12 protein-coding genes and 1 pseudogene are annotated in these 14023 nt (G+C 72.3%); 3 read left to right on the top strand and 10 right to left on the bottom strand.

The window, feature by feature from the left end; translation table 11 throughout:
- Positions 1-104 precede the first annotated feature (104 nt).
- Positions 105-1223: a hypothetical protein gene (locus tag GXP76_RS27915; RefSeq protein WP_242574386.1), complete on the top strand. Its 1119-nt coding sequence runs from the start codon at positions 105-107 to the stop codon at positions 1221-1223.
- 9 nt (positions 1224-1232) lie between these two features.
- Here the strand turns inward: GXP76_RS27915 and GXP76_RS27910 are convergent, their stop codons facing one another.
- The 5 genes from GXP76_RS27910 to tdh form a co-directional block, all read right to left on the bottom strand.
- Positions 1233-2546 carry an ABC transporter substrate-binding protein gene (locus GXP76_RS27910; protein ID WP_242574385.1) on the bottom strand — a complete coding sequence of 438 codons (1314 nt, stop codon included), beginning with the start codon at positions 2544-2546 and terminating at the stop codon, positions 1233-1235.
- A gap of 183 nt (positions 2547-2729) precedes the next feature.
- Complete coding sequence (locus GXP76_RS27905) at positions 2730-3464, bottom strand: D-Ala-D-Ala carboxypeptidase family metallohydrolase (protein ID WP_242574384.1); 735 nt, start codon at positions 3462-3464, stop codon at positions 2730-2732.
- A 196-nt stretch (positions 3465-3660) separates the two neighbouring features.
- Positions 3661-4575: a LysR family transcriptional regulator gene (locus GXP76_RS27900; RefSeq protein ID WP_242574383.1), complete on the bottom strand. Its 915-nt coding sequence runs from the start codon at positions 4573-4575 to the stop codon at positions 3661-3663.
- 84 nt (positions 4576-4659) lie between these two features.
- Entirely contained in the window at positions 4660-5841 is a 1182-nt protein-coding gene (locus tag GXP76_RS27895) for a glycine C-acetyltransferase (protein ID WP_242574382.1), read from the bottom strand.
- A 71-nt stretch (positions 5842-5912) separates the two neighbouring features.
- Complete coding sequence (gene tdh, locus GXP76_RS27890) at positions 5913-6944, bottom strand: L-threonine 3-dehydrogenase (protein WP_242574381.1); 1032 nt, start codon at positions 6942-6944, stop codon at positions 5913-5915.
- A gap of 305 nt (positions 6945-7249) precedes the next feature.
- Here tdh and GXP76_RS27885 point away from each other — a divergent pair, with 305 nt between their 5' ends.
- Positions 7250-8869, top strand: a complete 1620-nt coding sequence (locus GXP76_RS27885; RefSeq protein WP_242574380.1) for a CAP domain-containing protein — start codon at positions 7250-7252, stop codon at positions 8867-8869.
- Positions 8870-9251: 382 nt separating this feature from the next.
- Positions 9252-10334 (top strand): terpene synthase family protein, encoded by a 1083-nt coding sequence (locus GXP76_RS27880; RefSeq protein ID WP_242574379.1) that lies wholly within the window; start codon positions 9252-9254, stop codon positions 10332-10334.
- 216 nt (positions 10335-10550) lie between these two features.
- On the opposite strand, the gene GXP76_RS27875 is transcribed toward GXP76_RS27880, so the two are convergent.
- From GXP76_RS27875 to GXP76_RS27855, 5 genes and pseudogenes are all read right to left on the bottom strand, one after another.
- Entirely contained in the window at positions 10551-12116 is a 1566-nt protein-coding gene (locus tag GXP76_RS27875) for a cytochrome P450 (protein ID WP_242574378.1), read from the bottom strand.
- A gap of 77 nt (positions 12117-12193) precedes the next feature.
- On the bottom strand, positions 12194-12805 hold the full coding sequence (locus GXP76_RS27870) for an ATP/GTP-binding protein (RefSeq protein WP_242574377.1): 612 nt from the start codon (positions 12803-12805) through the stop codon (positions 12194-12196).
- Entirely contained in the window at positions 12786-13157 is a 372-nt protein-coding gene (locus tag GXP76_RS27865; protein WP_242574376.1) for a DUF742 domain-containing protein, read from the bottom strand. Before GXP76_RS27865 ends, GXP76_RS27870 begins: the two co-directional genes overlap by 20 nt.
- On the bottom strand, positions 13154-13561 hold the full coding sequence (locus GXP76_RS27860; protein WP_242574375.1) for a roadblock/LC7 domain-containing protein: 408 nt from the start codon (positions 13559-13561) through the stop codon (positions 13154-13156). The genes GXP76_RS27865 and GXP76_RS27860 overlap by 4 nt, the downstream gene beginning before the upstream one ends.
- A pseudogene (locus GXP76_RS27855) lies at positions 13558-14023 on the bottom strand (hypothetical protein); the annotation flags it as partial. The pseudogene GXP76_RS27855 and the gene GXP76_RS27860, both read right to left, overlap by 4 nt.

Below are 14023 nucleotides of genomic sequence, written 5' to 3'. Positions count from 1 at the left end.
CCGGCCGGTGTCTCGCGTCGCCCTCTTGATGGCGGGTCGGCAACCGTCCTAACCTGCGATCCGCGCGGCGTCGCCGCGCGCGGGAGGAGGGACGAGACCCGCCCATGTCCGACGCACCGAACGACGACGCCCTCCACGCCGCGCTGCCCGACGCGGACCTGCTCAAGGCTCTCGCCCCGTACACGGCCCGGGGCGGCCGGACGGTCGCCGGCGCGGGCCGTCTGCGGGACGTCGCGCGCAGGCAGTTGGTGCGCTGCGAGATCGTGCGCTTCACGGAGAGACGCGAGCAGGTGCAGCGGACCGCGTTCGGCGTCGAGGACCTGTCGGCGCTGCCTCTGTACGAAGGCGCGATCGCGGACCACTCGCTGCCGGAGCCCAAGGGGCCCGGCAAGCTCGTCCTGGTCCGCGCGGGCTCCGTCCAACTGGTGCTCTGCCCGTGCGACAACGGCGAGCGGCAGTGCGACGCCTGCACCGGCCGTGGCTGGCACGCGTGCGCCTGCCGCAACGAACCGTCCCTGTGCGACGTCTGCCACAACGTCACCCCGTGCAGGGAGTGCGAGCGGCTGGGCAGGAAGCCGATCCGCCCGGCGAAGGCCCGTCCGGCGGTGAAGGGCCCCACCGCCACGACGTCCGGCGCGCCGCGGGTCACCTGCGCGAGGTGCGACACGCCGGAGGCGGCGTGCCCGCGCTGCGAGGGCCGGGGACTGACGCGGTGCCGGAACTGCGACGCGTCGGGCCGCGAGACCTGCGAGCCCTGCTCGGGCCGGGGTCTGGGCACGCACGGTGTGTGCGGCGGCAAGGGCAGCCTCACGCACTGGGTGGAGGGGAGGGTCGTGTACGCGAACGAGCCGCGTTCCCTGTCCCTGCCCGCACCGGACTGGCCCGACAAGGTGAGGGAACGGCTGCGAGCCGCCGACTGGCAGCGGCACGACATACCGGCGGGCGGTCCGGTGCCGACAGCCCTCATCCGCGCGTACCGGTCCGACGTACGGGACCACCTCGCGCCGCAGCCGGGGGAACGCTCCCGCGAGGTGACCCTGCGGACGACCGTGCTGGCCCGGGTGGAGCTGGCGGACGATCCGAACCGGGTCTACTACGTCTTCCCCGGCGCCGGCCGGCTGGAAGTCGTCACCGCTCTGTCCGACCGGCTGAAGCAGCGCCTGATCGCGGCCGGGGCGGTCATCGTGATCGTGGTGGTCCTGATCCTGTGGCTGGCCTCCTGACGGCCGCGCTCACTGTGCCACGGGGAGTCCCACGTCCCCCATCGCCCTGCTGAACTCCCTCGTCGTGGACCGCCCGGCGAACAGATTGCCCACCTCGGTGCGCAGAGGGTCGCGCCAGGCCGGGTGCACGGCTCTCTCCCAGCTGAGGGTGTATGTCGGAGCTTTCTGTACCAGGTCGTACTGGAACCGGGCGAACTCCGGGTAGGGCGCGTGGCCGAGCAGCTTCGCGGCGGTGGTCGTGACGGGGACCTCACCGGCCCGCAGCAGGGCCTCGCTGTGTGCCGTACCGGTGAACTCCTTCAGCAGGGCGACGGCGGCGAGCCGGTTCTCGGTGTGCGCGCTCATCGTCAGACAGCCGGCCGGGGTGCCCAGCAGGCCCCTCCGCTTCCCCTTGCCGTCCTCGATCGCCGGGAACGGCACCCATCCCAGGTTCCGCTCCGTGAATCCCGGGAACCTCCGGGCGAGTTCGGCGTGCTGCGCGGACTCCGCCAGAAGCAGGCCGGCCCGGCCCCTGGCGAGCAGCGCGACGGCACCGTCGTCGGTGCCCGCCGCCCCGCCGTCGGCACCGAACGAACCCCTGTCGAGGAGGGAGACGATCTCCTGCGCCGCGCGCGACACGGCCCGGTCGTTCCACGCGCTGTTGTCCCCGGACCGGACACGGTCCGCGACCACGGGGCCGCCGATACGGTCCACCAGGTACTCCAGCCACCTCGCCCCGGCGGCGGGATCGGATCCGGCCAGCGCGAGGGGCACGACGCCCGCGGCGCGCAGCCGGGCCTCGGTCTTCTTCAGATCCGACCAGGTGGCGGGCGGTGCGAGGCCGAGGTCCGCGAACAGGGCGCGGTGGTAGAACAGGACGACGGGCCGGGTGCCCCGGACGGGGATGCCGAAGGGGCGGTCGTTGACGGCACAGCCCTCCAGGACACCGGGCAGCAGCCTCTCGCCGAACTCGGGGTGGTCCTCGGTGAGGTCGTACAGGTCGACCAGCCGGTGCTCCTCGGCGGAGACGCGGATGGCTCCCGCGCCCCAGGTGAAGAGGAGGTCCGGGCCACGGTCGCCGTCCAGCGCCGTCTCCAGCGCGCGGGCGTACGACGACGCCGGGGCGCCGCGGAGTCCGGCGGTCGCCTCCGCCCCGGCCCTGGCGGGTGACTTGTTGAAGCGGCGGACCGCCGCCGCGTGGATCGGTGTGGTGTCGTCCTCGGGCACGAGGGCGAGAAGAGACCCACCGGCGGCGGTGTCGCCGCCCCCGCCCGAGTCGCACCCGGCCGCACCGGCGACCAGCACGGTGGATGCCCCGGCGCCGAGGAAGGACCGTCTGCTCATGGACACGATCGAGTCGTCACCTTTCGTCAGCCGCACCTGATCGGCAACTCGGCCTCCATGGGCTGATGGTGTCCGCGGCGTCCCGTCCCGCGCGCCGGGCGGGACGCCGGGTCGAAGGGTCCGACAACGCGGCGAGGTGCCGTGCCAGGCGTCGCGGGCCAGGCGGGACTTTGAAGACAGGACCTAGCAGCCGTGCCACTGCCGTGAGCCGGTCATGCCCACATGCGTGTGGTCGTTGTGACCCGGGAAGCCCTGGCCGAGGATCTCCGTGAAGCCGGAACGCTTCGCCCCGTTGTGGAGCTTGCAGCGCCAGGTCTGGGACCCCGGCATGTCGGCGGCGTCCCCGTAGGTGTGCCGGCTGCCGCTGACACCGCCCACGGCCGCGTTGCAACTGTTCGAACGGAAACCGCTGGAGATCGGGATCGGGTTGCCGTCGAGCTTCGCGCGCAGCGCCTCCAGCTTCCACATGCTCTTGCGCGCGTTGGCCTTGGCGGCGGTCGCCGACACCGCGCCGCCCGCCCAGGTGGAGTTGCACTTGTTCCACTCGGCGTACGAGAAGTGGATGGGCGTGCAGTCCGAGTCCTGGAGCGAGTAGATCTTGTCGACCGTCCGGCTGCCGGCGATCCCGTCGGCCTGGAGGCCGTACTGCGCCTGGAACTTACGGACCGCCTCCTTCGTACGCGTGCCGTAGACCCCGTCGGTCGAGAGCACTTCGCCGCTCTCCACGAACCCGGCGACACGGATCTGCAGGCGCTCCACCGAAGTGCCCTGGCTGCCCTCCTGCAAGGGCAGACCGGTGATCGGCTGGCCACAATTGGACGCGGCCTGCGCGGAACCGGCGGTGGCCGTCACACCGACGATGGCGCCGGTCGACATCATGACAAGCGCCAGCGAGGTGTGCAGCGCACTTCTGAACATGGCGTCTCCCCTGCTCGGTGTCGGTCACGGACTTCCCTGTGGGGCCACCGGGGCCGGTGACGTCATGCGCCCCGGCCGGTGCCGCCCCCGTACGACGGGCACGGTAGTCCGGCCCGAACGCTGGGTGTGACGGTCGTTCGCCCCACAAGAAAGCCCACGGGCGAGGGGCGATCGGCGCTGAAGGGGGGCGGGGTGCTCAGCCCGTCGTCAGGCCCGACGCCGATTCCGTGAGGGCGTCCAGGACCGGGCGGATCAGCGGGTGGTGCTCCGCGCCCCTGCGGACGGCCGCGAAGACCCTGCGGGTGGCGGGCGGGCCGGACACCGGGCGTACGACCGTGCCCTTCAGCTCCATCCCGCGCAGCGCGGAGCGCGGCACGAGCGCCACGCCCGCACCGGCGCCGGCGAGGGCGACCACCGCGCGGAAGTCGTCCGACGAGTGCACCAGACGCGGTTCGAAGCCCGCCAACTCGCAGGCGAGGCGCATCACTTCGTGGCAGGGGTTGCCCGGGTACGGGCTGATCCAGTCGCTGTCGGACAGCCCGACGAGCGGCACCTCGATCTCGTGGCGCAGCGGGTGCCCCTCGGGCAGCACCGCGTCGAACGGCTCCGCGTACAGCGGTACGCGCGACAGGCGCGGGTCGTCCTCGGTCGGCGCGCCCCGGTATTCGACGGCCAGCGCCACGTCCGCCCGGCCGTCGAGCAGCAGCGGAAGGCTCTCGTCTCCCTCGGCGTCCCGTACCCGTACGCGGATGCCCGGGTGCGACGCGGCGAGGTGCGCGACGGCCGGGGCCAGCACCTCGGCGATCCCCGTGGCGAACGCGGCGACCGTGACCTCGCCGGCCGCTCCGCCCGCGTACGCCGCCAGCTCCGCCTCGGCCCGCTCCAGCTGCGCGAGGACCTCGTGGGCGTGTGTGAGCAGGATCTCCCCGGCGGCCGTCAGCCGGACGCCCCTGCCGCTGCGGGACAGCAGCGCGTGGCCGGTCTCCTGCTCCAGCGCGGCGAGCTGCTGGGAGACGGCCGACGGGGTCAGATACAGCGCGGCGGCCGCGGCGGTCACCGTGCGGTGGTCCGCCACGGCTCGCAGAATGCGCAGTCGCCGGGGGTCGATCACGCGCCCATCCTGCCAGGCCACGGCGGGTCCGGGTCCGACGCGCCCGGACCCGCCCCCGGAGCCGCCGCCCCCGGCCGGGAGTCCTCAGTCCTTGAGGGCGTCCCGCGCGTCGACGAAGGCCGCCACCGCGCGCCGGACGTCCTCGGTCGAGTGCGCCGCCGACAGCTGGACCCGGATGCGCGCCTGTCCCATCGGGACGACGGGGTAGGAGAACCCGATCACGTACACCCCGCGCTCCAGCAGCAGTTCCGCCATCCGCCCGGCCTCCGCGGCGTCGCCGATCATGACGGGGGCGATGGCGTGGTCGCCGGGCAGGATCTCGAACCCGGCCGCCGTCATCTCCGTACGGAAGAGCGCGGTGTTCGCGTTCAGCCGCTCGCGGAGGCCGTCGGCGCCCTCCAGCAGGTCGAGAACCTTGATCGAGGCGGCGGCGATGACCGGGGCGAGGGAGTTGGAGAAGAGATACGGGCGCGACCGCTGGCGCAGCAGGGCGACGATCTCGGCGCGCGCGGCGACGTAGCCGCCGGACGCGCCGCCGAGTGCCTTGCCGAGTGTGCCGGTGATGATGTCGACGCGGTCCATCACGCCGTGCAGTTCGGGGGTGCCCCGGCCGCCGGGGCCGACGAAACCGACGGCGTGCGAGTCGTCGACCATCACCATGGCGTCGTAACGGTCGGCGAGGTCGCAGATCTCGGCGAGGGGCGCGACGTAGCCGTCCATGGAGAAGACGCCGTCGGTGACGACGAGGCGGCGGCGCGCGTCCTGCGACTCCTTGAGGCGTGCTTCGAGCTCGGCGAGGTCGCGGTTGGCGTAGCGCAGCCGGCGGGCCTTGGACAGCCGGATGCCGTCGATGATGCTGGCGTGGTTGAGCGCGTCGGAGATGACCGCGTCCTCGGGGCCGAGAAGGGTCTCGAAGACGCCGCCGTTGGCGTCGAAGCAGGAGGAGTAGAGGATCGTGTCCTCCTGGCCGAGGAACGAGGAGAGGCGCCGCTCCAGCTCCTTGTGGATCTCCTGGGTGCCGCAGATGAAGCGTACGGAGGCCATGCCGTAGCCCCACCGGTCGAGCGCGTCCTTGGCCGCGGCGACGACGTCGGGGTGGTCGGCGAGGCCGAGGTAGTTGTTGGCGCAGAAGTTGAGGACGTCACCGGAGGCGACGGAGACGGAGGCGTTCTGCGGGGTGGTGATCACGCGCTCGGGCTTGAAGAGACCGGCGTCGCGGATCTCGTCGAGGGTGGCACGGAGGTCGTCGCGGACGGACGCGTACATACGGGGCTCCCGGTGGGAAGGGTGAACGGGACGAGGGGTGCTGTGCGGGAGGCGGGCCGGGCCCGCCGGGATCAGGCCCAGTTGAGGATGATCTTGCCGCCGGTGGCCTTGGCCGCCTCGTCGAAGGCCGCGTCGTAGTCCTCGTAGCCGTAGCTGCCGGTGATGACGGGCGCGAGGTCGAGGCCGCCTTCGAGCAGGACCGTCATCGCGTACCAGGTCTCGTACATCTCGCGGCCGTAGATGCCCTTGACCGTGATCATCGAGGTCACGATCTTCGCCCAGTCGACGGCGAACTCGGTCGCGGGCAGGCCCAGCATGGCGATCCGGCCGCCGTGCGTCATGTTGTCGACCATGTCGCGCATCGCCTCGGGGCGGCCGGACATCTCCAGGCCGATGTCGAAGCCTTCCTTGAGGCCGAGCCGTCGCTGTGCCTCGGCGATGCCGGTGCCGGGGGCCGAGACGTCGAGCGCGAGCGTGGCGCCGACCTTGCGGGCGATCTCCAGGCGGTCGGGGCTGACGTCGGTGATGGCGACGTTGCGCGCGCCCGCGTGCCGGGCGACGGCCGCGGCCATGATGCCGATCGGGCCGGCGCCGGTGATCAGTACGTCCTCGCCGACGAGGGGGAAGGTGAGCGCGGTGTGCACGGCGTTGCCGAACGGGTCGAAGATCGCCGCGATGTCGAGGTCCACGGGCGCGCGGTGGACCCATACGTTCGACGCGGGCAGCGCGACGTACTCGGCGAACGCGCCGTCGCGGCCGACGCCGAGTCCGACCGTGCTGCGGCACAGATGCCGCCGCCCGGCCAGACAGTTACGACATTTACCGCAGACCAGATGCCCTTCGCCGCTGACCAGATCGCCTGCGGCGATGTCCTGGACGTCGGCGCCGACGGACGCGACCTCGCCGACGAACTCGTGACCGAGGACCCGCGGGGCGCTGACCGCCTGCTGCGCCCAGCCGTCCCACGCGCGGATGTGCAAATCGGTGCCGCAGATGCCGGTGCGCAGGACCCTGATGAGTACGTCTCCGGGGCCGGTCTCCGGCTCGGGCACGTCGGCGAGCCGGAGCCCCGGCTCGGCGGTCGGCTTCACAAGTGCCTTCATGGGGGCGGCTCCAGGCGGTGCGGGTGGTGCGGGCGCGCGCAGGCACGCGGGTGCGTGACGCGCGTGGCACCGATCGATGCCGGCACCAATCTGCCGCCGCCGTGACCGTTCAGTCCATCGAGGTTTTCTTAAGCGGGTCGACAGCTGAGCTTCACATCGAACAGGGGTCGGCCAGGATCCGGACGGGTGACCGCATATGAATTCGCCCACTTGTACGGCGCCGCGTGCGTCATCAAGGGGGTACAGAGCCACTGTTCCCCTTACGATCGGTGCCCACCGCGAGTCACGAGTGGGAGTGAGACAGCGTGAGCAGTCCGTTCAAGGCCTCAGTGGTCAAGGCGGCGCAGGCCGGGGACCGGTCGGCGGCCGACCGGCTCGGCCACGAGTCGCTGCCGCTTGTCCACCAGCTCGTCGGCCACGCCCTGCACGGCCACCCGGAGGTGGACGCGCTGGCGCGCGACACGGTGCGCCGTGTCCTCGGCGGCCTCGGGGAGCTGCGCCGCCCGGCCGACTTCCGCTCACACCTGGTCACCACCGCGGTCGCCCGGATCCGTGAGCACGCGGACTACGTGTACGACCTGACCCTCCCCCGCCCCGACTTCGACTTCGTCGATCTGATGATCAGCCGCCTCGGACTCTCCGGTCAGCACCGGGAGGTCGCGGAGGCGACGCGCTGGGTCGACCGGGAGCACCACGCGCTCGTGGCGCTGTGGTGGCTGGAGACCTCTGGTGAACTCACCCGGCCCGAGGTCGCCGCCGCCCTGGCCGCCAACTCCCAGCAGGTGGACGCGCGGATCGAGCGGATGTGGCACGAACTGGACACCGCCCGTGTGGTGGTCCGCGCGCTGTCGGCGCAGCCGCCGTGCGTCCTGCTGGAGCAACTCACCGGCGGCTGGGACGGCGTACCGTCCCCGCTCTGGCGTGAGCGGGTGGCCCGGCACACGTACGACTGCACCGTCTGCTCCGGGTACGCGGCCGGGCTGGTGCCCGCCGACACCCTGGTGGCCGGTCTCGCGCTGGTGCCGGTGGGCGACCGCGGGGCCCCGGCCGCGGCCTCGTACGGCGACGGCGGTTCCCTCGGTGGCGCTTCCGGCGGTGGCGCCGCGGGCGGGACCGTTTCGAGCAGGGCTGTTCCGGGCGAGGGGAGCCGGACCGGCGCCAGGGACGCGCTGCGCCGCGACCGGCGGGCGAAACGGCGCCGCGCCGTCACCGTGACCGCGGCGGTCGCCGCGCTGCTCACCGCCGGGGGCGTCGCCCAGCTCGTCGCGGGCGACGGCGACGAGGGCGACTCACGCGCGTCGACCGCCGTCGAGCCGGAGTCGCTGGAGCCCAAGTCCGCGGCGAGCCGTACGGCGGAGTCCGCCTCCCCCTCCCCGTCGCGCAGCAGCGCGAGCCCCTCGCCCTCGCCGACCCGTTCGCCGTCCAAGAAGGCGGCGCCGAAGCCGAGCAAGTCCACTTCCGCGCCGCGCCCCTCCACCGCCGATCCGGCTCCGAAGCCCGATCCGACCCCGACGGCGGACGACCCCAAGCCCGGCGGTGGCGGCGGCCTCGCCGAACAGGTCACCACGCTCGTCAACTCCGAGCGCGCCAAGGCCGGTTGCGGCCCGGTGAGCACCAACTCACAGCTGGACACCGCCGCGCTGCGCCACTCCCAGGACATGGCGGCCAAGGGCTACTTCGACCACAACAGCCCGGACGGCAAGGACCCCGGCGACCGCATCACGGCGGCGGGCTACCAGTGGAGCACCTACGGCGAGAACATCGCCCGGGGCCAGCAGACGGCCGCCCAGGTGATGGAGGGCTGGATGAAGAGCCCCGGCCACCGGGCCAACATACTGAACTGCGCCTTCAAGGAGATCGGCGTCGGCGTCCACAGCGAGTCCGGCGGACCGTGGTGGACCCAGGCGTTCGGCGCGCGCGGCTGACGGTGGGGCGGTGACGAGGGCTGACAGAACCCACGCACTACGTCCCACCCCGCCACCTGCTCGTGACGTATCGATCACGAGCAGTATGTTTTCAGTCAGGATCACATCCGATCGGACAGGCATCACCGGAACCGATCGCTCCCCTCACCGGACGGCAGCGCCGGTAGGGCTCTGACGTGGAAGCCCGGCCGCACGGCCGACCCGAATGGTCCCGGCCACGGAGCATCTGGTCAAATCCGGCCACACGTAGATCAGTTGCCTTGCCATTGACGCACCGTCATGGGCATATACGCTCCACCCGTGCAACCGCCGCGTTACACCACACCGCGCCAGATTCTCACCGAACCCGCCCTGTGCCCACACCGTTCCCAGGAGGCCGGTCATGACGTGTGTCGAGGAAGAGGTCCTGTCCCGACAGCTCCCGGCCGTGCCGTTCTACTGCCCGGTGGAACCGGCCTCACATCCCGGCGCCGACGTCCTCAACGACCTGACCGTGGACTGGATGCTGCGGCAGAATCTGGACACCGACGAGCAGCAGCGCAAGCGCCTCGCCGTCTGTGACTTCGGCGGACTCACCGCCTGGACCATGCCGTACGGCAGGCTCGAACCCCTCACCCTGATGGCCAAGTTCCACGCCGTGCTCTTCTCGCTCGACGACGGCGTCTGCGACGAGACGGACGCCACGGCGGACCTGATGGCCCAGGAGACCTCCCGCATCCTGCGCGCGGTCGAGGCACCCGCCGCGAACTCCCGCGCCGACTCCCCGCACACCGCCGCGCTGCGCGCCCTGCGCACGGAGCTGGAGCAGTACGCGTCCCCGCGGCAACTGCGCCGCTGGACGGACGCCATGCGGGTGTACACCTCAGGTCTCGTTTGGGAGGCGTCCTGGCGCCGGAGCGCCGAACTGCCGTCCCTGAACGACTACATCACGCTGTGGATGCGGGCCATAGGGATGGCGCCGTCGACGGCGATGATCGAGATAGTCGGCGGATTCTCCGTACGGGACGAGGAGTTGGCGGATCCGCGTGTCCAGGCGCTCACCGAGATGGCCTGGACACTGGTCAGTTGGGACAACGACCTCTACTCCCGGAACAAGGAACTCCTGCGGGCGGGCGACGATCTCAATCTGATCGACGTCCTCTGCCAGGAGCTGGGCTGCGAGCCCCGCGAGGCACTGGAGCACGCGGTGGCGATGCGGGACCGCGTGATGGTGCTCCACGGCCGGCTGAGCGAGCGGGTGCTGGCGGACGCGAGCGACGAACTGCGCGGTTACGTGGAGGGGCTGGGGCAGTTCGTGCGGGGTCATCTGGACTGGGCGTCGGTCTGTCCCCGCTACTCGGTGCCGTCGGGTCCGGCGGCGGAGCCGGGCGGCTGGTGGAAGCGGGAGCCCTCCGACGCCGGCCGGGAACCGCTGCCGATCCCCACGATCTCCTGGTGGTGGGAGCAACTGGACGTCACCGGCTGACCTCCGGCCGCTCCCGCCCGTCACCGCCCCCGGGCTAGGGGGTGTCCGCGAAGTAGCGCCGTCCGCCCGTAGGGCGGGGCCGCGGCGGCTGGTGCGGTGCATCGCAAGGCGGAGGACCGGCGTTGTGGATGGACCTGCCGTACTCGGCCGGGTCCGACAACGCGGCGAGGTGCCGTGCCAGCCGCCGCAGGCCAGGCGGGACTTCGCGGACACCTCCTAGTACCCCCGCCACCACCGCACCACGGCCCGCCACGCACGGGCCGGCGCGCCGGGTCCGCGCTGCGCGGGGATCGACCCGGCCGGGATCGACCCGGCGGGCGCCGGCTCCACCGGCGCCGGGGGCGGCACCGTCACCCGCGGCGGTACGGCCGCCGGGCCGGGCGCGCCCTGCGCGGGCACCGGCCGGGGCGACTCCACCTGCCACTCGGCGCGCGGCGCGTGCCCCGGCGTGGCCGACGGCGGTCCCGCGACATCCTGCGGCGGACGCGCCGCGAACGTCACCGGCAACTCCTGGAGATGCCGCGACATGAGCGACGCCGACCAGCGCAAGTCCTTCTCCGGCACGGCCAGTTGGATGTCGGGCAGCCGCAGCAGCAACGCGTCGATGCCGGTGTCGGCGATCGCGCGCCCGATGTCCTGGCCGGGGCACTCGTGCGGGCCGCCGCTGAAGGCCAGATGGGCACGGTTGCCCTGCATGGAGGCGGTGACGTCGGGCCGTACCACCGGGTCGACGTTGGCCGCGGCGATCCCGACGACCAGCGCGTCACCCGCCTTGATCCGCTGCCCGCCCAGCTCCGTGTCGCCGACGGCCCACCGGCCGAAGATGGTGGTGAACGGCGGCTCGTCCCAGAGGGTCTGCTCGACCGCCTCGGGAAGTGTCATGTGACCGCCGCTGAGCTGGGCGCGGAACCGCGGATCGGTGAGCACCATGCGGAGCACGTTGGCGATGAGGTTGGCCGTCGTCTCGTACGCGGCGATGAGCACCAGCCGCAGATGCTGGGCGACCTCCGCGTCCGTGAGCCCGGCCGGGTGCTCGACGAGCCGGCTCGCGAAGTCCTCGGCGGGCGCCGCCCGGCGGCGGGCCACCAGCCGGTCCAGGGCCGCCATCACGTACGCGTTGCTCTCGACGGCCGTCTCGGTGCCCTTGATCATGTCGCGGGCCGCCTGCACGAGCCGTTCGTCGTACTCCTCGGGCATACCGAGGATCTGCGCCATCACCATCATCGGCAGGTGCTCGGCGAAACGGCTGACGAGGTCGGCCTTGCCGTCCTGGCAGAAGTCGTTGACGAGCCGGTTGCTGTAGCGGTTGATGAAGCGCCGTACGCCCCGGTGGTCGATCCGGGCGATCGAGTCGGTGACGGCGCCGCGCAGCCGCTCGTGGTCGGCGCCGTCCGCGAAGACGCAGATGGGCTGCCACGTGAAGATCGGCGCGAGGGGGTGGTCGGGCGGCACGCTGCCGTCGTTGACCGCGCGCCAGCGGCGGGAGTCCCGCGAGAACTGCGACGGGGTGCGGGTCATGTGCAGGTTCTCGCTGTGGCCGAGGACCAGCCAGGCCGGTACGTCGCCGTGCAGCAGGACGGGTGCCACCGAGCCGTGCTCGGCACGCAGCTTCTCGTACAGGCCCATGGGGTCGTGCTCGGCCTCGGGGCCGTAGAGCCGCCGCAGCCCGGCGGGCGCCAGGTGGTCGCCGAAGGCGTCGGCGACCAGTCCGTGGGCCGGGCAGCCCGGCGGCGGGGCGGCGTGGTCGTCCGTTCCCGGCCGGTGCGAATAGGGCGTTGTCACGGTCACTCCAGGGAGGGGAGGAAGGGGATCGGGCCGGAAGGGGGCCGGGCCGCGAGTCGGCCGGGGCCGGAAGGGGTTCAGGCAGGCAGCGCCAGCGAGTGCAGATAGCGCATGAGGGTCATCAGGACGTCGCGGCTCGACGCCCGCAGCCGCGCGTCGCAGTCGACCATCGGCACCTCGTCGGGCAGGTCGAGCGCGGTGCGCAGCGCCTCGACGGGATGGCTCGGCGCGTCGGGGAAGGTGTTGACGGCGACGACGAACGGCACGCCGCGCTCCTCCAGCCGCCCGATCACGTCGAAGCTGACTTCGAGGCGCCGGGTGTCGACGAGGACGACGGCGCCGAGCGCTCCCTCGAAGAGCCCGTTCCAGAGGAACCAGAAGCGTTCCTGGCCGGGCGTGCCGAAGAGGTAGAGCACCAGTTGCTCGCTGATGCTGATCCGGCCGAAGTCCATGGCGACGGTGGTGGCGGTCTTGCTCTCCACCCCGGAGTTGTCGTCCACGCCGACACCGGCCTGGGTCATGGTCTCCTCGGTGGTGAGCGGGCGGATCTCGCTCACCGACCCGACCATGGTGGTCTTGCCGACCCCGAATCCGCCCACGATCACGACCTTCACCGCGGATGTCGCCGTGGTGGGAAGTACGTCCTCGCTCCTGGGGCCCGTGATCGTGTCAGAGCTTCTGGAGTCCATGCATCACCGCTTCGAGAAGGGACCTGTCGGGGAGTGCGGCGCGGGCGACGGGCGCGCGGGACTCGACCAGATCGGTCGTGAGGAGTTCGGTCAGCAGCGCCGTCACCACGCTGAACGGCAGCCTGAGGTACGCCGACAGCTCGGCCACGGACAGCGGTGCCCCGCAGAGCCGCAGGATGGCGGCCTGTTCGGGCGGCACCGTCGGCGAGGGGGTCTCGCGTGCCACGATCATGGTGACGAGGTCGAGCGAGGCGCGCTCGGCGCCGTCCGGGCCACCCGTGATCACGTACAGCCGTTCGGGGTCCCCCACGTCCGCCCCGGGCAGCCTGCGTTCTCGTCGGGGAGGAGTCATCCGGTCTGCCCGTCATGACGCGGCGGACTCGTCAGATGGGCGCCGATCCGGACGACCATGTCCCGCATCCGGGCGCCCACGAGACCGGCGTCGACCGTCTCGTCGGCGAGGACGGCGAGGTAGGCGCCGGTGCCGGCTTCCATCAAGTAGAAGAATCCGCCGCTCACTTCGATGACGACGAGTCTCATGCGGCCGTCGCTCCGCGGGATTTCCGCGGCGACGGCGGCGGCGAGACTCTGAAGTCCCGCGCAGGCGGCGGCGAGACGGTCGGCGACGTCGGGGTCTCCACCGTGTCTGGCGATCCGCAGTCCGTCGGCGGAGAGCACGACGATCTGCTGGACCTGCGGAACACCGTCCGCGAGCTCCTTGAGCATCCAGTCCAAGTTGGCACGCTGCTGGATCACTTCAGGTCCCCTTTGCCCCACACATCGTCTGATTCCCCGCGCTCGCCGGGCCGGTCCGGCGGCGCGTCGCCTGTGCCTGTCGCACCTGTGGTGCCTGTCGTTCCTGTGGTGCCTGTGGTGCCTGTCGTTCCTGTGGTGCCGGTCGACGGCCCCTGCGGGTGCGGGTCGCCGTTGACCGCCTTGGTGAAGGCTTCGAGCCAGATACCGGGTCCGGGCCTGCCCGCCTCCCCGGTGCCGTTCGGGGCGGCCGGCGCGCTCGGGGCGCCGGCCGTCCCCGGAGTACCGGCGGAGGCGCCGTTCGTACGCTGCGGCGCCGGGGCCCGGACAATGTTGTGCGAGCCCAGCGGGGCCCTGCCACGGCTGCGGCGCTGCGGGAGGCCGTTCGCCGTCCACTCGGTGACGACGGGGACGTCGTCGTCCATGGCGGCCCTGACGGGCGTCGACCGCACCGGGCCGGTGGCC

It is taken from the genome of Streptomyces sp. NP-1717, from assembly GCF_022695985.1.
In the GTDB taxonomy this organism is placed as follows: domain Bacteria; phylum Actinomycetota; class Actinomycetes; order Streptomycetales; family Streptomycetaceae; genus Streptomyces.
Note: the sequence above shows the minus strand (reverse complement) of the source record. Positions and strands in the feature narration are given on the sequence as shown.

Excerpts from the sequence above, each read along its gene's own strand:
- GXP76_RS27915 (WP_242574386.1), top strand. The coding sequence starts at position 105 with ATGTCCGACGCACCGAACGACGACGCCCTCCACGCCGCGCTGCCCGAC.
- GXP76_RS27910 (WP_242574385.1), bottom strand. The coding sequence starts at position 2,546 with ATGAGCAGACGGTCCTTCCTCGGCGCCGGGGCATCCACCGTGCTGGTC.
- GXP76_RS27905 (WP_242574384.1), bottom strand. The coding sequence starts at position 3,464 with ATGTTCAGAAGTGCGCTGCACACCTCGCTGGCGCTTGTCATGATGTCG.
- GXP76_RS27895 (WP_242574382.1), bottom strand. The coding sequence starts at position 5,841 with ATGTACGCGTCCGTCCGCGACGACCTCCGTGCCACCCTCGACGAGATC.
- tdh (WP_242574381.1), bottom strand. The coding sequence starts at position 6,944 with ATGAAGGCACTTGTGAAGCCGACCGCCGAGCCGGGGCTCCGGCTCGCC.
- GXP76_RS27880 (WP_242574379.1), top strand. The coding sequence starts at position 9,252 with ATGACGTGTGTCGAGGAAGAGGTCCTGTCCCGACAGCTCCCGGCCGTG.
- GXP76_RS27870 (WP_242574377.1), bottom strand. The coding sequence starts at position 12,805 with ATGGACTCCAGAAGCTCTGACACGATCACGGGCCCCAGGAGCGAGGAC.
- GXP76_RS27865 (WP_242574376.1), bottom strand. The coding sequence starts at position 13,157 with ATGACTCCTCCCCGACGAGAACGCAGGCTGCCCGGGGCGGACGTGGGG.